This is a genomic window from Enterococcus sp. AZ091 (assembly GCF_051714805.1).
Lineage (GTDB): Bacteria > Bacillota > Bacilli > Lactobacillales > Enterococcaceae > Enterococcus_D > Enterococcus_D gallinarum.
The window spans coordinates 387,872-405,719 of record NZ_JBIOSO010000001.1; the positions used below are offsets into that span (position 1 = coordinate 387,872).

Consider the following 17,848-nt stretch of genomic DNA (forward strand, 5'->3'; position numbering starts at 1 on the left):
TTTTTCAAGATCAAGTCCGTTGATTAGTGAATATTCCCAATCAGCTTACGAATCGGTTTTCTTGCCATGTAAAGAATAATCCCTACGACTACTGCAACACCACCGACAATGCCATAATAAGCCCCTTCTGTTTGCGGTGTATAGAAACGAGCAATCTGAGCATTGATCGCTTGCGAAGAAGCATCTGCTAATAGCCAAATAGCAAGAGTTTGGGCTTCGAAGGCTTTTGGTGCTAATTTGGTCGTTACAGACAATCCAACTGGTGACAGACACATTTCGCCAGCAATCATGATAAAGAAACTAAAGACTAGCCACAATGGGCTTACCCGTTGATTGACTCCGAACAGCATACTTGGGAACATCAACAAGACAAAAGACAAACCTGCTAAAATCAAACCAATTGCAAATTTCACTTCCGTTCTAGGTTGTTTATTGCCAAGTTTCGTCCACAACCAAACAAATACCGGTGTCAACAGCACGACAAACAATGGATTTAGTGTTTGATACAGACTCGCCGGAATCGTGATCCCAAACAACGTATCTTGTGTCCGATCGGCCGCAAAAAGTGCCAATATTGATGACCCTTGTTCTTCTAGGGACCAAAAAACGATTGCAGATAAGAACAAAGGAATATACGCTAAAACTTTTTTCTTTTCATCCGGTGTCACATCACGAGAACGCAACATTTTAGTAAAGTAGTAGATCGGCAAAAATATTCCTAAGATACTGATGCAATTGATAAAGAAATCAACGGTCAGATAGCCCATCGCAGCTGCACCGCCGAAAACCACTGCTACAAGCCCTAGTACGATGATAACGTTACGGAAAAAGATTTTTTTCTCTTGCGCAGATAATGGATTAGTTGGTGTCATTGCAACATCTTTCAACGTTGTCTTCCCTTGAACATAATATTGCACCAAACCAATGAACATTCCGATAGCTGCTATTGAAAAACCTAAATGGTAATTGACGTTTTGTCCTAAAATACCCACAATGATCGGTGCTAAAAGTCCACCAATATTGATCCCCATATAAAAGATTGAAAATCCTGCATCTCGGCGCACATCTTCTTTCGAATATAAGTGGCCGACCATCCCTGACACATTGGACTTCAACAAACCTGTTCCAATAACGATCAACATCATAGAAACAAATAGTGCAGCAATACCAAGAGGCGCTGCCAGAACAATATGTCCAAACATAATAAGGATCCCGCCATAAAAAACGGATTTGTTCGATCCTAATAAGCGGTCAGAGATCCACCCGCCAACGATACTAGACATATAAACGAGTGAACCGTAGATTGACATGATCGCTACAGCCGTTGATTTAGGTAGGCCTAAGCCACCATTTGTTACAGCATCATACATAAAGTAAACTAAGATGGCCCGCATGCCATAGTAGCTGAATCGTTCCCACATCTCAGTGAAAAATAGTGTCGACAACCCTCGCGGCTGTCCTAGGAAAGTCTTTTCTTTTTCCATACTTACTGGCTCCTTATAAAAAACAAATTTAGAAATTTTTCTGAAAATTCACAAATGCCAGTTTATTCCCGTTTGGCTTCCTTTACAAGGTTATTTTGCTTAGATTATGTTTTGTAAAATGGCGATATGCTGAGTCGAAAATGAGAGTTTTTTACTAGATACTAGGAAATCACTGATCTAACAACCTAAAAAATTGTACGTTAATTAAATAACGTTTTTTATCGATTAAAACTATTTTTACCGTTTTTTTATTCTAGATTCAAGAATTTGTTAATAAAAATAACCTGATTCATCACATCAATGTTTATTCATACACTTATATGCTGAATCAGACGATTTTTTATTCAATGTTCTTTGTTATTTAGCAGGACACAGCCTCTCTCAACATCTGGCAGAACATTTCCACCGACTGGGCATAAAGAGCAGCAATTGTGAGCTTTCCTCTTTTAGTCTAGGCTTGCTTACTGTCTCAGTCAAATCAAGTGCATTGGGCGCCTATGTATCAGCGGCATTCCCTAACGAAACAATCCTTAGTTTCATAACAGAGCCCAATAAATCTCGATTTTTTTGCTCCCTTCTCAATCGATGTCTAACATTTCATGTCAATGATTCACACCATGATCGGTACCGAAGTCCTATTTCTCTTTACTGAACACAATTCATCAAATCAGAGCCTATCTTGTTGAACTTGTTCTTAAGAGTGATAACAACGGCGAGCAGCAGCTAATCACTGTCTTCGATGATTAGCTGCAAGCTTAGATTCGAACGAAGAAGTTGCAGAGCAGCCCACAATAAAGCTCAGTTTAACAGGATCCAGTCTCCTGAGTACCATTCATCACTAAGCGGGAAGCTTTTTTCAAGGTGTTACTTTTTTTGCATCTTTGCTTAATGATACTTAGTAGTTGACAGTCCGTCTACTAAGTATTATTATGTAGCAGTACTGAGTAATACTAGGTATTGAGACAAATGGTTTTTGAGAGGATGAGCGATGTGAAAGGAATGACTGAATTACTAAAAGGTGTGCTAGAAGGTGTCGTGCTTCAAGTCATCCATAACAGCAAAGAGACTTATGGCTATGAAATCACGAATACACTGATCGAATTAGGGTTTCAAGATATCGTCGAAGGCACCGTCTATACAGTCTTACTCCGTTTAGAAAAAAAAGAATTGGTAACTGTTGAAAAAAGGAAATCTGACCTTGGACCGGCAAGGAAGTTTTATCGTTTGAACGCAAATGGGGAAATTTACCTCCAAGATTTCTGGAGTAAATGGACGTTTCTTGTAGATCAGCTAGATAAAATCAAGCACGAGACACTTTTCAATCAGGAATGAGGGATAACTATGAAAGCCATCACTGTGGATCATCTTACAAAAACCTATGGTGATCTTGACGTATTAAAAGGAATTACTCTTGAAATCAAAAGAGGCGAAATCTTTACTTTACTTGGAGAAAATGGTGCTGGAAAGTCAACACTGATCAATATTCTAACTACACTCGCTAGCCCTACATCCGGCAATGCAACAATTTTAGGGTTAGACCTACGAAATGACTCCGATCAAGTGCGGGATGTCATCAGCTTGAATAGTCAATCGATCACACTAGATGATGAATTTACCGGTTTTGAAAATTTGAAACTAATTGGCACGCTGTTGGACATCCCTCATCTGCGCAGGAAAATAGATACCTTATCAGAACGACTTCATTTAGCAGATTTTCTCTATAAAAAAGTCGCTACCTATTCTGGAGGAATGAAGCGACGACTAGATATTGCAGTCTCTCTGCTCCCTGACAAAGAAATTTTGTTTCTTGATGAGCCAACTACTGGTGTGGATCCAAAAAACAGATTAGAGATTTGGCAACTAATCCTTCAGCTTAAAGCAGAAGGAAAGACGATCTTTCTGACAACTCAATACCTTGATGAAGCAGACCGTTTAGCTGATCGAATCGCTTTTATCAACGATGGGAAGATTTCATTGATTGGCACACCACAAGAATTGAAAAAGCAAGCAAGAGATCTGCACAAAGTCATCGTTCCAAAAAAAGTGATCGATCAAGCGACTTCTCTTCTAAACGAATCTGCGATTCACTATATGGTTGAAAATGACACCATTATTCTTGCTAGAAATGATTTAAAAGAGTCGATGATGAAACTCTTGCAAAATGATATTGACATTCTAACAACTGCTCCGATTGAACTTAGTTTGGAAGAAATATTCTTGGATGCTACTGGAAAGGAGGACTAAAAAATGAAGACAATCAAGCAACTTTTCACATTAACGAACCGCATCGTTAGACAAAATTTAACAAGTGTCGATACGATCATTACAAGTATCGTTATGCCTATTTTCATCTTACTTTTTTTCGTTTATGTCATTGGTGGCAATATTTTAGTCGGGGGCACAGCAGGAGAGCCTTCAGACTATCTTAGCTACGTTATGCCAGGATTTTTGCTGATGTCTATGGCAATGGGATCGGCTTACACTGCTTTGAGGATCAACAATGATAAAACAAAAGGATTCCTGACGCGATTATTATCTATGCCAATGAAACGTTGGGTGATTCTAGGATCGCACATTGTCGCCTCAACAATTTTTATGCTTATTTCTGTACTTTCTGTACTGCTGATCGGACTAGTATTGGGTTATCGACCACAAGCAACGATTGGTGACTTCCTGCTTTTCACCCTTTTGATCGTACTTTTTGCCGTTAGTCTCACTGTGCTAGCTATCCCCTTCTCGTTAACAGCAAAAGATTATGCTGGAGCAGGAGCCTTTTCGTATATTTTGATCTTCCTGCTTTTTATCAGTCCAGCCTTTGTGCCGGTCGCTGGAATGGCAAAACCTGTGCGCCTATTTGCTGAGAACCAGCCAATGACGCCCATTATCGAAACGACAAAGAATTTGCTTGCTGGTACATTCTCTTTTGGTTCCCAAAGCAGCCTCTTGACCCTTTTGTGGCTAGCCCTATTACTAAGTTTTTTCTCTTTTCTGTCAATGAAACGCTACAAACAACTATTTATTAATTAGGAGGCCCACCATGAACTTTTATGACAAAATAACAGGTAACGACATGAATAAGCAACAAAAAGAATTTCAACTTCGTATTGATAAGTTACCCGCTGGCTACCAAGATGCGTGGCGCGAACTCAATCAAAAGATCTGGAGCTACAGTGATTTTTCTGGAAGAAATCTGTACCCTATCTTGGAAGGGATCGTCGGTCTTTTTGAAGAAAGTGCCGCAGAAAAACTGCCGATCAATAGCGTGATCGGTGAAAATATGACTACCTTCATCTCAGAAATCGCTGAAGCAGCTGGTGCCAAAAATGAGCGAGACAAATTGCGAGAACACTTGAATCAAGTGACCAAAAAACTAAAGTGAGGGATGAAGATGGGAATAAAAGAAGCATTAGAAGGTAAAAAAGAATGGCGTGCTCTGCAAAAACGGGCAAATCAGTTGCCGAATGATTATCGAATCGTCTATAAAGAAATCCAAAAGTACTTTATGAAAGTTGATCCAGTAAATCTTGCCAGCGATTTCCAACCACTCGTTGATCTGTTGGATTTGTTTGAAGACAGTGCGCAACAAGAAAAAAGTGTTCTTCAAGTAACTGGCGAAGACGTGGCCGCCTTTGCGGACGGATTGCTGGTAAACCAAGCAACCTCTGACAACGAAATGGAACCAAAGTCAAAAAAGCTATGAGAAAATGGCTAGATAAGTTTTGAGTTCCACCGTTGGATTTTCTGAAAATATAAAGAAAAATAAGAATAGCGCTAACCAAATTTGCAACTTTCAAGCATTATTCATTGGTATCCAAGGTGTACAGCTGTTCAAAACAAAAAAGTGTTAAGCCGAGGCTTAACACTTTTTTTAATCAAATAATGAAACTCATTTGTTCCAATTGATCTCCGACAATTAACCGCGCAAACGTTCCACGTCGCGAGCAATCATTAATTCTTCATCTGTTGGAATCAACAAGACTTTCACTTTAGAATCTTCTGTAGAAATGACTAACTCTTCACCGCGTTTGGCATTTTGTTCTTCATCAAGTTCACAACCAAACCAAGTCATTCCTTTGATAACCTCACTGCGGACATGGGCATCGTTCTCACCGATACCAGCAGTAAAGACGATTGCATCAACACCGTTCATTGTTGTTACATAGCCACCGATATATTTACGAATGCGGTCAGTAAAGACATCATACGCAACCTTTACTTCTTCTTTGTCATAATTAGCTTCAAGATCCCGCATATCGCTAGAAATACCGGAAAGTCCTAACAAACCAGATTTTTTGTTTAAAACATCGATCATTTCATCGATTGATAGGTCTAATTTTTCCATTAAATAAGGCAATACAGCTGGGTCGATATCACCAGAACGAGTACCCATCGTCACTCCTGCAAGTGGTGTGAAGCCCATTGATGTATCAACAGATTTTCCACCATCAACTGCAGTGATCGATGCGCCATTTCCTAAATGACAAGTAATGATTTTCAAATCTTCAATCGGTTTGCCTAACATTTCAGCCGCACGTTCTGACACATAACGGTGGCTTGTACCATGGAAACCATATTTACGAACTTTATAGTCGTTGTAGTAAGCCAATGGCAGACTGTACAAGTAGTTGTGTTTTGGCATGGTTGCGTGGAAAGAAGTATCGAAAACAGCAACACTAATGATATCTGGTAAGATCTTCTTGAAAGCAGTGATCCCCATCAAGTTGGCTGGATTATGCAATGGTGCAAACTCTGCCAATGCTTCAATGCGTTCCATCACTTCATCTGTGATCACAACAGAATCCGGGAAGTCTTCTCCTCCATGAACGACACGGTGACCAACACCAGTGATTTCATCATATGAACCTAAGATGTTCAATTCGATCAATTGATCCAAAAGCATTTTTACTGCGACTTCATGATCATTGATGTCGATGATTTGTTCGAATTTTTGATCTTCCCCATATTTGATGGTAAAAATCGAATCTTTTAATCCGATACGTTCAACGATCCCTTTAGCGACCACCGTTTCTTCTGGCATTTGATATAACTGCCATTTTAGACTTGAACTTCCAGCATTGATTGCAATTGTTTTAGACATAATTTTCTCCTTATCCGATTTATATTACAAATTTGATGCTTTCCAAGCTTCAAATTGTTCGAAAAATTTCTTGATGTTTTTTGGTTCCTTGAGAGATGCGAGTTTAGCAAGTAACACTGGTGCTTGCTTGCTCGTTGCACCATGATTTTGAATCAGCACAATACTTTTTCTTGATCGCTCATTTTTGAAAAGCTCGTCTGGCAATTGAATGATTCCTTGCAGATAAACTTTTTCATTGAGCCATTTCTTCAAATAATCGCTTTGTTCAGTTTCCATGAAATTAGCCGGAGCTAAGAATAGTCCATAGCCATCTTCTTTCACATAGTTCATTGCTTGTTCCATCAATAAATGGTGGGCAAAGCTATGTCCTTCGCCTTCGGGAGCTGAAGTAAGAAACGATGCTGCTTTTTCATCTTGTGGATAATAGCCGACTGGCAAATCACTGACAGCAATGTCCATTGGGTCGATTAACAATTCTTGCAACCCGTCTTGATGAAACAAATGCAGCGGGGCTTGAGTCCATTCGCTTGTAGCTGCAGCAACACTCAGTAATGTTTCATCAATGTCAACACCTGTTGCTTGCACATCTCTTTGCGCTAACTGCAAATTGAGCAAGAGCGTTAAGACAAGATTCCCCATTCCAACCGAAAGGTCCAGAATCTTGGTTTGTTGCTTCGCTGGTGTCAATTGCTCGATCAAATACACAAACAAAAAACCGATACTATCTGGTGTCAGCTGATGATTAGGCTGCAGATGTTCGGTTTGTCCGCCCTTTAACAGAAGTAGTTGAGCAAGTTTACGCCGTTCTTCTGCTGTTAAGGGTATCTGCTCTAATTTTTTATAAATCGCTTCCAACCGTTGAGCATCCGCTTCACTAGGTACTCCGTCGATCACCCGTACGCGATACTGATCAATAAAATTCTCGATCGTCTCGATATATGCATCCAAATAAGATGTTTCTAATGCGTTTTGGAGCACTTGAATCGCTTCTAGCGATAAATGAAAAGACTCTTCCATTTTTTCTGGGGACATCTTGCACCTCTTTTCAAAACTATAACAACATACATACCTGTTTAATTTTAGCTGATTCAGCCAAAATAATCAATCGCTATCTTTCAGAATAATTTGTGAAGAGACAAACATACTTTTCAACTCTTTTATACAGAAAAAAGACACAGTATGTCTGTGCCTTTTTCTGTATTATAGTTACTCAAGATCTGTTGCTATTTTTTCCAAATCACCTGACAAAATTTCGGTAAAACGGAAGGTGCGCTGATTGACGACACATTGAATCAACAACAGCTCTTCTTTTTGTTCATAAATGACCCTTCCTACATTGTAGTTGACACTGCCCTGCTCGGCATAGGTTAACCGCTGATAATCCGCCAAAAAAAGTTCTTTCATGATTCGTGCCTCATACATGTGAAGAGTCTTAATATAGAAATCAGTAGTTGTCCGAGTATTTTCTAAAACCGTTAGCAACATAAGGCTCAGCAAATGAATCAGCATCATTGCTGACAAAAAGATACCGCCCTTATGCAGGAATCTGCCATTGACCAATTCTCACCTCTCCATTCTCGAAAGTCACTGTAAACTGGATCGAGGATGCCTTTTTTTCAAAGTAAATCAATGATACTTCCGTCAATAACGGATGGTAGCCATTATTGTCTCTTTTACGGACTTTCCCATTGATTCGATCGATCGTGACTACATTTTCTTTGCTGCTTTTTAAAAAAAGTGTATACGGACTCACTGAAACATACGTACACGTTTGAAGCTCCCTTTCTAACTGAATCAAAAATATCTGCCATTCTTGGTCTTTGCGAGCAAAAAGCTGTTGATTAACTTGAGGCATCTGGCGAATGATTCCGTTGATCAACAACACACTGAGTCCTAAGATCATTAAAGACAGCAAACATTCCAACAAAGTAAAACCCTTACTCTTCATAGTTGATCTCCATGATAAGAGGACCTCTTACAATCCGTCCATAGCTTCGGTCACGCTTGAAACCGAAAGACAACTGATACGACTCTGTACGTTGTGTCGAATAAACGACTTCCTGTTCAAATGCTTGGCATTGGACTTCTTCATACAATACCCGAATAGCAGCCACCTTGGCCTGTAACTGTGCACTTTGCTGCAAAATATGGGTCTGGACAGTCAGAAAAAGGAAGACACTCGTCGTCAGCAAACCAAAGCCAATGATACTTTCTAGCATGATATATCCTTTATTCGATGATCTTATCATATCGTCCACTTCCAAAAAGAAATTTGTAGGTAATCTTTTTTTCTTGGTCCATCCATTCAAACCGTAATGTTTCCATCCGCGTATAATTGCCAGATTGACTGGTGAATGTAAGTACAGGAAAAACACGTACTGCGAGCTGCGAGGGTACTTCAAGTGGCTCCATTTTGATTTCACCTGTGATCGTCGAATGAAAATATATCGTAGGAACTGGTGAATCAGAATAAGCGACTTTCGTTTCGCGAGCATCAATAATCGCTGTTTGTTGTGCTACTGCCAATCCTTTTTCCAAACGAGCACAAAACCCCCACACTTCAAAATATGCTTGGTAACGGTCGATAGCTATTAGCGGAAGAAAGATGAAAATCGAAACGACTAAGAGGACAATCAAACTCTCCACCATTGTAAATCCCCGCCAAGTAAAAAAACTGCTATTCGTTCCGATGGGCAAGATAAATCGCATACTGCTCCTCCGTTACATAATTTCCAGCTAGTAATTCTTGTCGAGTAGGTGTTCGATTCTCATTAAGCTGGAACAACTCAATCTGGGATTCTACGACTTTGACGATTGCCGCATTTCCTTTCTCATCTATCACTGTACGTTGTGCAGATAAGTTTGGTACAAACAATAAAATCAAAATACTGATCACTAACAGTACAATCAGCATCTCCACCAATGTGAACCCTTGATGCTTCAATTTTCTCATTCGATCACTCCTTGAATATTGCCGTAAATCGGCAAAAACATTGCAGCATAAACACCCACGATCAGAAGGGCCACTAATAAAAAAATGACTGGTTGAATCCACTGGATTTTCTTCTCGATTTGTTGGAAAAGCCGATCTGTCAAAAGCTGACTATAAACAAACAATTCTTCTCCTAATTTCCCACGCATTTCGCCCTGGAACACAATCAATGAAAACTCTGGCGTCAAAAATGCATAGTTCTTTAATTTGTCCGGCAACAATCCGCCACTTGCCAAGCACAGCTCTAATTGAACAGCTAGTTCTTGTACTAATGTTGCTGTACTTGTTTGTTGCATGCACATAATGATCTGACGAATTTCCAAGCCTTGCTGAAACAATTTCCCCCACTCTAATGCAAAATAACTAGTTTGATAGCAGCGATACAAGTCTCCCAAAAAAGGCAATCGACTCAAAAAAGTGGCTCGCTTCAACGCTGTCTGCTTGGCAAAGATTCCTCTTACAACAAGAACGAAACCTCCCAATCCGCCTACAATGACCGCACCGATCCATGGTGCTGCCGTAATAAAGAGAATGCCCCAATGATTCGCATCGATCATACCGGAGGCCAGAAGTTGAGGCAATAGAAACCGACGCATGGCAAAGAGAGCGGTAAAGACAAATACCAGCAATAGAAGGGGATACGCCAACACTTTTTGTAATGTCTGATTTTGTTTTTCCAAAAGGATCTGGTAAGCGACCATTCGCTGCAACGTATCCACCAGATTGCCATGGGTCTCTGCCAAGTCCAGCTGATTTTGTTCGGCTTCAGATAAATGCAGCAAAGAAAAGGCCTGTCTGAGTCGTTGACCTTGTTTCAGACGCTGATCAATATCTTTTACTGTATTCGGATCAAATTGGCCACTGCGAAGTATAACAAGCAAACTCTCTTGTAATGAGAAACCACTCTCTAATAAAACCGTAAATGTGGCTAATAAGGCGTGGGTCTGTTTGCGGGAAAGCCGTTTACTTTTCCTTGTCAAAAACCTCATGGGTGATCTGCTCCTTTTCTCTGATCCTTGTTAGTGCTTGATCCCAAGTCATTGAGGATTTGTGGGGTTCATAAAAGGTGTAGGCCATCAATGCGTGAGGGACTCCGTGAAGATCTGGCAGTAAGCGCTGATAAATGATTCCTTGGAGGCATTGGTCGATCACAGCTGCTTCCTCTGTCAGCTCTTGCAATCGCGCAATTGTTTCCGTTAATCCCCGTGCATGGATCGTCGCAAAAACCCGATGTCCTGTCAGTGCCGCACGGATCGCAGCCTTGGCCGTCTCTTTATTGCGGATCTCACCAATCAGCAATAGCTCAGGTCGATGCCGCAACGACAAACGAATCAGCTCATCATAATCCTGGCCGATCATTGGATTGGTCTGCAACTGTAAAAAACGAGGCTCAACGATCTCAACCGGGTCTTCGATCGTGATCACCTGACCTGCTGCAGCTGAAGCTAAGCGATACATCAGTGTGGATTTCCCCGATCCAGTAGGACCAGAAAAGAGATAGAGCCCTCGATAGCGGCATGCATCTGCGATCGTTTCATATTGTTCATTCATAAAGAATCGATGGAACTTACCTAAAGGGTGCAAAAAACGTAGAACTAAACTTTCTTGACCTTGAAAATCCCCAACAGTCGAAACCCGGATACGCTGCTCTCCATCTGCCAAAGGATAGCTGATAGCCCCTAATTGCGCTCTTCGTTTTTCTCCTACTTCCATACCGCCCAGAAATTTGAATCGAGTGATCAATTGTTGCGCGTCTTCTGTAGTAACTTTGCGATACATTTGCCGATAGTAACTTTTGCTGAAAATCAGAGTCATCCCTTCGACTGTTGGCAGTATGGATAGATCTTGCATTTTCTGCACCTTCGCATACTCCACCAACTCATCTGAAAATGTACAAATGTCCATTGTCACCCTCCTAAAAAGAGATACGCAGCTTTTACTTTTCTATACAAAAAAACTGTAGAACAAAGACATTTTCTGCCTTGTACTACAGTCTGAACGCTAGGACTCGCTTATTTAACTTTTGGTCGTATCTTCTGGTGCCACAAATTGGGCTTCTACCCGGTAGATTCTTTGACCGCGGCTGGAAAACTTCTCTTCATACTCGGTCATGATATTTCCTTCATAGTCACTTTGATGAAGATCCAACCATACTTGTTTTAAAACCATACCATATTGTGAAAAGCTGGCGAGTGAATATTCAAATAAGCCTTGATTGTCCGTTTTGAAATGAATTTCACCATTCGGACGTAAAATTTGTTCATCGACTGCCAAAAAAGCTTTCGATGTTAGTCGGCGTTTCTCATGCTTCTTTTTTGGCCAAGGATCTGAAAAATTCAAATAGATTTGATCGACTTCATGATCCGCAAAATAATTCGTCAATGCGGAACCGTCAACGTGCAGCAGTTGCACATTAGGGATATCTTGTTCGATCAGTTTATCCAGTGCAATGGAAACCACACTGATTTGCATTTCGATGCCAATATAATTAATTTCCGGATGTGCTTTAGCCATTTCGGTAATGAAACGGCCTTTTCCCATACCGATTTCAATATGCAATGGGTGATCATTGCCAAATCGTTCCTTCCAACGGCCTTTCCACGCTGTCGGTTCAGCTACTACAAATTCGGGATGCGCTTGGACTAATTCTTCTGCTCCCGCACGTTTTCTTACTCTCATGTTGTTTCCTTTCCGAAAAAACAAGATGGAACTTGTTGCTTCGCTCCATCTTCTCATTCACTATAAATTCTTTTTAATTGCAGAATCTCTGCATTCATTGCTTTATAATCCCCGCGTTGGTAGTACTTCTTTACTTCCTGAAGCATACTTAATAAAGCATACCAATAAATTTTCTCGATCACTTCACTGCTGCCATGAATCCCGTAACGCACTAGCCAATGCGGCCAGCTGGATAATGGAACATAATGCCCTAAGATCGTACCGATATCCATTGCGGGATCCGCAAACATGATCGAATCCCAATCAACCAAATACAGATAGTTTTGGCAAACAAGCCAATTACGGTAATTGACATCCCCATGAACGACGGAGGCCTTTTGTTCCTGAAATTCTGGAATATTCTCTCTTAAATAACGATAAACAATAGCAATAAAGCGATTTTGAACAACCGCTTTAGGTAAATTTTCTTCATATTCAACTAACATTTTTTCTGGTGTCATCACTTGACCACCGATTTTGCTCAGCATCTTCGCTAATGTTTTGGAATGGTGCAAATGATACAATACATCGATCACATCATTTCTTTGACCGATCTCTTCGGGGTCCAATACACGACCATCTAGCCACTCTTGAGCAGACAACGTATCGCCATTGCCGGTACGCTTGGTCCACACAAGTTTAGGAGTAATCCCCTCTTTGGAGAGTGCCGCAAGCATCGGGGTCGTATTTCGTTTGATAAAGACTTTATCATTGTCCTTCAAGCCAATGTAGGCTTTGCCGGTGTCGCCTTTGATTGGTCTCAGGCGCCAATCTTGATCCAAGCGAATATCCATCCTAGCTTCTCTCCTTATTTCACAGTATCTCTTATTCTAGCTTCCTAAAGAGTCAACGTCAAGCGCATATGCGTTCGGTTTTTTCGAGTAACGTCCAGCCATCTTTATTGACTTTGCATTTTTTTCAAGCGGGCAGGTACATAGAAAACCAAAAAGAGTCCTGTAAATAACAAAAAGCCCAACAGCACTAGCACTCCTTGCCAAAGAATTGCCGCTCGGAACAAGCCGACTACACCAAAAATGAAAGCAGCTCCGCCTAATAATCTAAGCAATAGCCAATTAATGGCTGTCTGTTTTTGCCCTTCCTCGATTGGATATAAATGAGTCAAAATCATGTACTGAAACTCATTATACATCGGCAGTAGCTGAAAACCGATCAAATAAAGAAACATACATCCTAACCCTAGACTAAGCCACCATTCTTGAACAAAGAAAAGCACTAATACACCAATCAGTGTCAAACGGAAAAAAAGCCCGCTATATTGTTCCCCTCGCAAAAAGCGGCGAGCATATAGATAGCGATAAGTCTGTTCCTGTCCAAAAGGAATCCTATTCAACAGACCATCTAAATACTTGCGGCGTTTGGCTGCTGCTGTGATTTGAGGTACATCTGTGAATAAGTTGATAAACCGATAAATGCGATGAAGTCTCGTTTCTTCCATGTGGATCATGCGATCCCAATCTAATAGAAGACCTGTCGGACGACACTGAAGGTTGAACCAAGCAGCTTGTAGAACAGCTAAGAGCAATCCAACCCAAGGTGCAACATACAGACTAGCTAAAAGGCTGCTTAATGCAGCAATCACCCACAGAACACGCTGGTTGTTACGCTGTTCTTGTCCTTGATAAAGAGACAAACGCTGTAACCAGAGATCCGTAACTTTTAATAACCAAATCGTCCCTAAATAAAAGAAAAAGCTCGCAAACGTTTGTTCAGTAACTACTACGACTAAAGGCATCGTCGCACCAACGACTAAAAAGGAGACCCCAAAAGGCAGCCACATCGAATAGCGCAGTGCTTGAGCAAGATAGTCCGCCATCTGCTTTTCTTTAGCTAAAAGAAAAATCAAATCTGCTGGTTTCACCAATGTTGCCAACTTGCCGACTGACAAAAGTGCCAACCAGATCAATAGCAATACGATCCCCCCCTGAGGGAACGGCCGAGGGAGCGTTTTTAACAAATTCGAATAATATAGACCCAGTCCACCCATTAGAAATGTGCTGAGGATCGCAAAATGATCATTGAAAACATAACGCAAATAGCGACTCATCTGTTTCTGATGTCGTTGCAAGCGTTGTGAGAAGAACCCCTTCATAGCTGACTCTCCTTTGTCAATGCTAAGTACAACTCATCGAGGGAAGCTCCTTCAGCCCCAAATTGGCTTTGTAATTGCGACAGCGTTCCTTGGGCTCGAATCTCGCCATTGTGAAGCAGGATAAACTTATCACAATATTTCTCAGCTGTAGCCAAGATATGGGTCGACATTAAAATCGATGCCCCGGTTTGTTTCATCTCATTCATCAATTCAAGCAATGCATTGATTGCCAATGGATCTAAGCCTAAAAAAGGCTCATCGATGATGTACAAACTTGGTTCAATTAGAAAAGCACACAAAACCATGACTTTTTGTTTCATTCCCTTAGAAAAATTTGCTGGAAACCAGTCCAACTTATTTTCCAAGCGAAATGTTTTTAATAACCGCTCCGCCCGTTGCAGTGCGACATCTTTGGGGATGTCATAGGCCATTGCCGTTACTTCGATATGCTCTTTTAAAGTCAATTCTTCATAAAGCGAAGGCGTTTCAGGAATGTAGCCGATCTGCTTGCGATACGCTTGCGGATCTTCTTTCAGCGATAGTCCGTTGATAGTGATTTTTCCAGTGTGAGGTTGTAGCAGACCAATGATTTCTTTAATCGTGGTACTTTTACCAGCACCATTCAAACCGATCAACCCCACAAGTTCACCATCCGCGATCGAAAAATCAATATTTTTTAGAACAGGTAGCTGTGTATAACCGCCTGTTACATTTTCTACTTGTAATGTCATTTTCGTTCCTCCAATATCGACTATTATACCATGAAGCAGCGGTCAAAGAGCAGTCATCTACTTCTTGAAATCTGCTATTTTCCGTTATTAGTTATTTGAACAACATACTCGTGTCCAGCTACTTGCAATGGTTCTTTTGGCAGCTCACTGCTACCAAAACGCTCGACCCACCTGTCTGCTTCGGACGCATCAAAAATGACGGCTTGAATTGCTCCGGCAGCTAAACGGGTCGTAAAGGCTTGGACAGCGGCTGGATCTTCATAGGAAACAAATGTAACTGTTATTTCGTGATCAGGCGCCACGTTTTGCTTCACCCAATCCGTCGCTGCTTTTTCAAATTCAGATTGTGTGGGCTGCTGTTCACTGGTCTCAGAAACAACAGCCACTGTATAAACAACTTCTTTTGGTCTTGTCATCGAATAGATCAGCGAACCTCCTACTAGAATGACTGCTAGTCCTGCAATCAGCCACTCCTTATACGCATAGGCAAGATAGCTGATTTTTTCTCGTTTGGTCTTTTTTTTCTGTAATGTTTCTTTAATGATTGGTTTCATCGTATCCGTCCTTTTCTATTTCTGCTTTTAAGTCTATTGGTGCAAGCGGACAAATGCAAGCGTTTCTCTCCACAAACATCCGTACTTTACATGGAAAAGAAGCGATGGCCTGCTTTTGAAGGAATTCAAGAACAAAAACTGCCGAAATCAGCAGAATATGGTAAAGTAGGACTAGAAGAACAAGGAGGTTTATGAAATGGAAAATTGTATTTTTTGTAAGATCAACAATCGTGACATCCCTAGTTACAAAGTATATGAGGATGATCAAGTCTATGCCTTTTTGGATATTTCCCAAGTAACACCTGGACATACATTAGTTATTCCGAAAGTCCACGTAACGGATATTTTTGAGTATGATGAAGCCCTTGCTGCAGAGGTCTTTGCTCGCGTTCCTAAAATCGCTCGGGCAATCGAAAAAGCCTTTCCTGAGATCAATGGACTCAACATAATCAATAACAATAAAGAATTGGCTTATCAATCTGTTTTTCATTCCCATATTCATTTGATTCCTCGTTACGATGAAAAAGATGATTTCTCGATGCATTTCGGTAATCATGCAGAGGATTACTCACAGGAACAGCTAACAGAGATCGCTGAAAAAATCGGAAAGCTGGTGGACTAAATGATCGGTAACTTTATCAAAGGTTTGTTATTCGGCTCTCTCGCCGGCGGCTTAGGCGGGCTGCTATTTGCACCAAAAAGCGGTAAAGAAACCCGTGAACAAATGATTCGTTATGTCGATGAGACCACGGAAGCGACTCTTGAGTTTAATGAAAGTGTCAAAAACTTAAAAGATGCTGTCACATTGACGCGTAAAACGGTTGACGAAACGATTCCTGTTGTCAAAGAGTCTTTCACAAAAGATTTTGAATCATTCAAATTCCAAGCACAGCCAAGAATCGAGCGGATAAAGACCCACGTGGATCGTTTGAACCAACATGTCACGACGATACAAGCCAAATCAGTTCCCCAAGAAGAAAATAAGTAGCAAATATTGGAGAATCTATGAATTTTGTTTGAAACATCATTTGTTTTCTTCCCAATTAAAAAAAGAGTGTGGTATAGTATTAGCTGTGATTCTTTGAAATATTTAGAAAATAGGAGTGCTTAAACGAATGAAGAAAAAATTGATTTTAGCAGCAGTCAGTGCACTGAGCGTTTTGACATTAGCTGCTTGTTCCGGAAGTTCAAGTAATGAGATTGCAACCATGAAAGGCGGTAAAATCACGGTTGAAGATTTTTACGAACAAGCAAAAACAGATCAGAATAACCAAAGTCTTATCCGCCAATTGATCGTCTTAAAAGTCTTCGATCAAAAATATGGGGATGATGTTACAGAGAAAATGATCGACAAGCAATACGATCAAACTGCGAAACAATATGGCGACAGCGATAAATTTGAGTCTGCATTGGAAGCTTCTGGACTTACTAAAAAAAGCTATCGTGAACAAATCAGACAGCAATTAGCATTACAAGAAGGGCTAAAAGCGAACATGGATATCGGTGATGATGAGCTGAAAGCAGCTTGGGATTCTTTCCATCCAGAAGTTGAAGCACAATTGATCAAATTGACTAGTGAAGATGATGCAAAAGATGTATTAAAAGAAGCTCAAAAAGATGGTGCTGACTTTAGTAAATTAGCAAAAGAAAAATCAACAGACACAGCGACTGCAGAAGATGGCGGTACAGTCAAATTCGACTCAACCTCAACAACTGTGCCAGCTGAAGTACAAACAGCTGCCTTTGCATTAAAAGATGGTGAAATTTCAGAGGTCATTTCTGCTACGGATGCTTCTACTTATACAACAAGCTATTACATTGTCAAAATGGTCAAAAACCAAGACAAAGGCAACGACATGGATAAATACAAAGATCAAATCACAGAAATCGCACAAAACACGCTATTGAACGATTCTACATTCGTGGCAAAAACGATTGGTAAAGAATTGAAAGCTGCTAATGTGAAAATGAAAGATGAAGATCTAGCTGATATTCTTTCTGACTATGTTTCTGCAGCAGAAACAAAAGATTCAACTGATTCTTCTGCTACAGATGCATCAGATAACAAAGAGAATGCAACTGATTCTACAAAAGAATCAACTGAAACAACTAGTTCATCTGCTACAGATTCCTCTGAAAAATAACAGAAAAAAAAGATTGG

At 40.6% G+C, this 17,848-nt stretch carries 23 protein-coding genes; 8 read left to right on the forward strand and 15 right to left on the reverse strand.

All coding sequences use genetic code 11. The annotated features are described in order from the left end of the window. Positions 1 to 23 precede the first annotated feature (23 nt). Positions 24 to 1,484: a peptide MFS transporter gene (locus IGJ28_RS01965; RefSeq protein ID WP_252712264.1), complete on the reverse strand. Its 1,461-nt coding sequence runs from the start codon at positions 1,482 to 1,484 to the stop codon at positions 24 to 26. A gap of 990 nt (positions 1,485 to 2,474) precedes the next feature. Between IGJ28_RS01965 and IGJ28_RS01970 the strand changes: the two genes are divergently transcribed. The 5 genes from IGJ28_RS01970 to IGJ28_RS01990 are packed head-to-tail and all read left to right on the forward strand — an operon-like array spanning position 2,475 to position 5,184. Next, positions 2,475 to 2,816 (forward strand): PadR family transcriptional regulator, encoded by a 342-nt coding sequence (locus IGJ28_RS01970; protein WP_005472869.1) that lies wholly within the window; start codon positions 2,475 to 2,477, stop codon positions 2,814 to 2,816. 9 nt (positions 2,817 to 2,825) lie between these two features. Beyond that, positions 2,826 to 3,728, forward strand: a complete 903-nt coding sequence (locus tag IGJ28_RS01975) for an ABC transporter ATP-binding protein (RefSeq protein ID WP_252712263.1) — start codon at positions 2,826 to 2,828, stop codon at positions 3,726 to 3,728. 3 nt (positions 3,729 to 3,731) lie between these two features. Further along, on the forward strand, positions 3,732 to 4,511 hold the full coding sequence (locus IGJ28_RS01980) for an ABC transporter permease (protein WP_081131432.1): 780 nt from the start codon (positions 3,732 to 3,734) through the stop codon (positions 4,509 to 4,511). 10 nt (positions 4,512 to 4,521) lie between these two features. Next, entirely contained in the window at positions 4,522 to 4,863 is a 342-nt protein-coding gene (locus IGJ28_RS01985) for a DUF1048 domain-containing protein (RefSeq protein WP_252712262.1), read from the forward strand. Positions 4,864 to 4,872: 9 nt separating this feature from the next. Further along, the gene (locus IGJ28_RS01990; RefSeq protein WP_081131434.1) at positions 4,873 to 5,184 is read left to right on the forward strand and encodes a DUF1048 domain-containing protein; all 312 of its coding nucleotides are present in this window, start codon (positions 4,873 to 4,875) and stop codon (positions 5,182 to 5,184) included. Positions 5,185 to 5,397: 213 nt separating this feature from the next. Here IGJ28_RS01990 and IGJ28_RS01995 read toward each other — a convergent pair whose 3' ends face one another. The 14 genes from IGJ28_RS01995 to IGJ28_RS02060 all read right to left on the reverse strand — a co-directional run bounded on the left by IGJ28_RS01995 (position 5,398) and on the right by IGJ28_RS02060 (position 15,687). Then, a complete protein-coding gene (locus IGJ28_RS01995; RefSeq protein WP_003128443.1) occupies positions 5,398 to 6,582 on the reverse strand; it encodes an acetate/propionate family kinase in 1,185 nt (394 codons plus the stop codon). A 24-nt stretch (positions 6,583 to 6,606) separates the two neighbouring features. After that, positions 6,607 to 7,614: a class I SAM-dependent methyltransferase gene (locus IGJ28_RS02000; protein WP_003128442.1), complete on the reverse strand. Its 1,008-nt coding sequence runs from the start codon at positions 7,612 to 7,614 to the stop codon at positions 6,607 to 6,609. Between the two features lie 174 nt (positions 7,615 to 7,788). Continuing rightward, positions 7,789 to 8,094 carry a competence type IV pilus minor pilin ComGG gene (gene comGG, locus IGJ28_RS02005; RefSeq protein ID WP_231455746.1) on the reverse strand — a complete coding sequence of 102 codons (306 nt, stop codon included), beginning with the start codon at positions 8,092 to 8,094 and terminating at the stop codon, positions 7,789 to 7,791. A gap of 22 nt (positions 8,095 to 8,116) precedes the next feature. Next, positions 8,117 to 8,530: a competence type IV pilus minor pilin ComGF gene (gene comGF / locus IGJ28_RS02010; protein WP_003128440.1), complete on the reverse strand. Its 414-nt coding sequence runs from the start codon at positions 8,528 to 8,530 to the stop codon at positions 8,117 to 8,119. After that, positions 8,520 to 8,801 carry a hypothetical protein gene (locus IGJ28_RS02015; protein WP_103300412.1) on the reverse strand — a complete coding sequence of 94 codons (282 nt, stop codon included), beginning with the start codon at positions 8,799 to 8,801 and terminating at the stop codon, positions 8,520 to 8,522. The genes comGF and IGJ28_RS02015 overlap by 11 nt, the downstream gene beginning before the upstream one ends. Before the next feature lie 10 nt (positions 8,802 to 8,811). Continuing rightward, positions 8,812 to 9,291 carry a competence type IV pilus minor pilin ComGD gene (gene comGD, locus IGJ28_RS02020; RefSeq protein ID WP_103300293.1) on the reverse strand — a complete coding sequence of 160 codons (480 nt, stop codon included), beginning with the start codon at positions 9,289 to 9,291 and terminating at the stop codon, positions 8,812 to 8,814. Further along, positions 9,260 to 9,535 carry a competence type IV pilus major pilin ComGC gene (gene comGC, locus IGJ28_RS02025; RefSeq protein ID WP_103300292.1) on the reverse strand — a complete coding sequence of 92 codons (276 nt, stop codon included), beginning with the start codon at positions 9,533 to 9,535 and terminating at the stop codon, positions 9,260 to 9,262. Before comGC ends, comGD begins: the two co-directional genes overlap by 32 nt. Next, positions 9,532 to 10,563, reverse strand: coding sequence for a competence type IV pilus assembly protein ComGB (gene comGB, locus IGJ28_RS02030; protein WP_252712261.1), 1,032 nt, complete (start codon positions 10,561 to 10,563; stop codon positions 9,532 to 9,534). The genes comGC and comGB overlap by 4 nt, the downstream gene beginning before the upstream one ends. Next, positions 10,538 to 11,479, reverse strand: a complete 942-nt coding sequence (gene comGA / locus IGJ28_RS02035; protein ID WP_005472888.1) for a competence type IV pilus ATPase ComGA — start codon at positions 11,477 to 11,479, stop codon at positions 10,538 to 10,540. The genes comGB and comGA overlap by 26 nt, the downstream gene beginning before the upstream one ends. Positions 11,480 to 11,590: 111 nt before the next feature. Next, entirely contained in the window at positions 11,591 to 12,253 is a 663-nt protein-coding gene (trmB, locus tag IGJ28_RS02040; RefSeq protein WP_003128433.1) for a tRNA (guanosine(46)-N7)-methyltransferase TrmB, read from the reverse strand. A 53-nt stretch (positions 12,254 to 12,306) separates the two neighbouring features. Next, positions 12,307 to 13,086, reverse strand: a complete 780-nt coding sequence (locus tag IGJ28_RS02045; RefSeq protein ID WP_003128432.1) for a phosphotransferase family protein — start codon at positions 13,084 to 13,086, stop codon at positions 12,307 to 12,309. Between the two features lie 104 nt (positions 13,087 to 13,190). Continuing rightward, positions 13,191 to 14,402, reverse strand: a complete 1,212-nt coding sequence (locus IGJ28_RS02050; RefSeq protein WP_138371441.1) for an ABC transporter permease — start codon at positions 14,400 to 14,402, stop codon at positions 13,191 to 13,193. Then, positions 14,399 to 15,133, reverse strand: coding sequence for an ABC transporter ATP-binding protein (locus IGJ28_RS02055; RefSeq protein WP_003128430.1), 735 nt, complete (start codon positions 15,131 to 15,133; stop codon positions 14,399 to 14,401). The genes IGJ28_RS02050 and IGJ28_RS02055 overlap by 4 nt, the downstream gene beginning before the upstream one ends. A 74-nt stretch (positions 15,134 to 15,207) precedes the next feature. After that, complete coding sequence (locus IGJ28_RS02060) at positions 15,208 to 15,687, reverse strand: hypothetical protein (protein WP_081131438.1); 480 nt, start codon at positions 15,685 to 15,687, stop codon at positions 15,208 to 15,210. Positions 15,688 to 15,883: 196 nt separating this feature from the next. On the opposite strand from IGJ28_RS02060, the gene IGJ28_RS02065 reads away from it, so the two are divergent. The 3 genes from IGJ28_RS02065 to IGJ28_RS02075 all read left to right on the forward strand — a co-directional run bounded on the left by IGJ28_RS02065 (position 15,884) and on the right by IGJ28_RS02075 (position 17,831). Then, entirely contained in the window at positions 15,884 to 16,309 is a 426-nt protein-coding gene (locus IGJ28_RS02065; protein WP_005472896.1) for an HIT family protein, read from the forward strand. Beyond that, positions 16,310 to 16,675: a YtxH domain-containing protein gene (locus IGJ28_RS02070; RefSeq protein ID WP_103300289.1), complete on the forward strand. Its 366-nt coding sequence runs from the start codon at positions 16,310 to 16,312 to the stop codon at positions 16,673 to 16,675. Between the two features lie 127 nt (positions 16,676 to 16,802). Further along, a complete protein-coding gene (locus tag IGJ28_RS02075) occupies positions 16,803 to 17,831 on the forward strand; it encodes a peptidylprolyl isomerase (protein ID WP_003128425.1) in 1,029 nt (342 codons plus the stop codon). Positions 17,832 to 17,848 lie beyond the last annotated feature (17 nt).

Excerpts from the sequence above, each read along its gene's own strand:
- IGJ28_RS02045 (WP_003128432.1), bottom strand. The coding sequence starts at position 13,086 with ATGGATATTCGCTTGGATCAAGATTGGCGCCTGAGACCAATCAAAGGC.
- comGD (WP_103300293.1), bottom strand. The coding sequence starts at position 9,291 with ATGCGATTTATCTTGCCCATCGGAACGAATAGCAGTTTTTTTACTTGG.
- trmB (WP_003128433.1), bottom strand. The coding sequence starts at position 12,253 with ATGAGAGTAAGAAAACGTGCGGGAGCAGAAGAATTAGTCCAAGCGCAT.
- comGB (WP_252712261.1), bottom strand. The coding sequence starts at position 10,563 with ATGAGGTTTTTGACAAGGAAAAGTAAACGGCTTTCCCGCAAACAGACC.
- IGJ28_RS01990 (WP_081131434.1), top strand. The coding sequence starts at position 4,873 with ATGGGAATAAAAGAAGCATTAGAAGGTAAAAAAGAATGGCGTGCTCTG.
- IGJ28_RS01965 (WP_252712264.1), bottom strand. The coding sequence starts at position 1,484 with ATGGAAAAAGAAAAGACTTTCCTAGGACAGCCGCGAGGGTTGTCGACA.
- comGF (WP_003128440.1), bottom strand. The coding sequence starts at position 8,530 with ATGAAGAGTAAGGGTTTTACTTTGTTGGAATGTTTGCTGTCTTTAATG.
- IGJ28_RS02055 (WP_003128430.1), bottom strand. The coding sequence starts at position 15,133 with ATGACATTACAAGTAGAAAATGTAACAGGCGGTTATACACAGCTACCT.
- IGJ28_RS02050 (WP_138371441.1), bottom strand. The coding sequence starts at position 14,402 with ATGAAGGGGTTCTTCTCACAACGCTTGCAACGACATCAGAAACAGATG.
- IGJ28_RS02015 (WP_103300412.1), bottom strand. The coding sequence starts at position 8,801 with ATGCTAGAAAGTATCATTGGCTTTGGTTTGCTGACGACGAGTGTCTTC.
- IGJ28_RS01975 (WP_252712263.1), top strand. The coding sequence starts at position 2,826 with ATGAAAGCCATCACTGTGGATCATCTTACAAAAACCTATGGTGATCTT.
- IGJ28_RS02075 (WP_003128425.1), top strand. The coding sequence starts at position 16,803 with ATGAAGAAAAAATTGATTTTAGCAGCAGTCAGTGCACTGAGCGTTTTG.
- IGJ28_RS02070 (WP_103300289.1), top strand. The coding sequence starts at position 16,310 with ATGATCGGTAACTTTATCAAAGGTTTGTTATTCGGCTCTCTCGCCGGC.
- IGJ28_RS02060 (WP_081131438.1), bottom strand. The coding sequence starts at position 15,687 with ATGAAACCAATCATTAAAGAAACATTACAGAAAAAAAAGACCAAACGA.
- IGJ28_RS02000 (WP_003128442.1), bottom strand. The coding sequence starts at position 7,614 with ATGTCCCCAGAAAAAATGGAAGAGTCTTTTCATTTATCGCTAGAAGCG.
- comGG (WP_231455746.1), bottom strand. The coding sequence starts at position 8,094 with ATGATGCTGATTCATTTGCTGAGCCTTATGTTGCTAACGGTTTTAGAA.
- comGC (WP_103300292.1), bottom strand. The coding sequence starts at position 9,535 with ATGAGAAAATTGAAGCATCAAGGGTTCACATTGGTGGAGATGCTGATT.
- comGA (WP_005472888.1), bottom strand. The coding sequence starts at position 11,479 with ATGGACATTTGTACATTTTCAGATGAGTTGGTGGAGTATGCGAAGGTG.
- IGJ28_RS01995 (WP_003128443.1), bottom strand. The coding sequence starts at position 6,582 with ATGTCTAAAACAATTGCAATCAATGCTGGAAGTTCAAGTCTAAAATGG.
- IGJ28_RS02065 (WP_005472896.1), top strand. The coding sequence starts at position 15,884 with ATGGAAAATTGTATTTTTTGTAAGATCAACAATCGTGACATCCCTAGT.
- IGJ28_RS01980 (WP_081131432.1), top strand. The coding sequence starts at position 3,732 with ATGAAGACAATCAAGCAACTTTTCACATTAACGAACCGCATCGTTAGA.
- IGJ28_RS01985 (WP_252712262.1), top strand. The coding sequence starts at position 4,522 with ATGAACTTTTATGACAAAATAACAGGTAACGACATGAATAAGCAACAA.